A 514-nucleotide genomic window follows, 5' to 3' on the forward strand; every position below is an offset into this window, starting at 1 on the left:
TGCCGGAAATACGGCCATGACGACCAGCACGACACAAGCGTTCTCGCCAGCAGGCAACATGGACGACGTGACAAATAAGCTTAAGCAGCTTTGGTCAAGTAGCCAACGAAATCTTGTTCTATCCGCTGTTCTCGCGGCGATTGTAGCGGCGATCATTGTGGTTGCGCTTTGGAGTTCTTCTCAAAGCTTCCGTCCGCTATACAGCCAACAAGAGCGATTCGATATTGGTGAGATTGTCTCGGTCTTAGAGAGTGAAGGTGTGAGCTACCGCATGCAGGAGCAGAACGGCCAAGTGCTGGTTCCTGAAGGTGAGGTGGCTCGCATTCGTATGTTATTGGCGTCAAAAGGCGTAAAAGCGAAACTGCCAACCGGATTGGATTCGCTGAAAGAAGACAGCTCATTAGGTACTAGCCAGTTTATGGAGACTGCGCGTTACCGTCATGGCTTAGAAGGTGAGTTAGTACGCACTATCATGTCGCTAAACTCGGTAGCGAATGCGCGTGTTCACCTTGCG

At 51.0% G+C, this 514-nt stretch carries 1 pseudogene; it reads left to right on the forward strand.

Annotation, left to right across the window (positions count from 1 at the left end):
- Positions 1-16 precede the first annotated feature (16 nt).
- Positions 17-514 (forward strand): annotated as a pseudogene (locus R7Z77_RS28530) (flagellar M-ring protein FliF); the annotation flags it as partial.

Source organism: Vibrio sp. 1401, assembly GCF_033340295.1.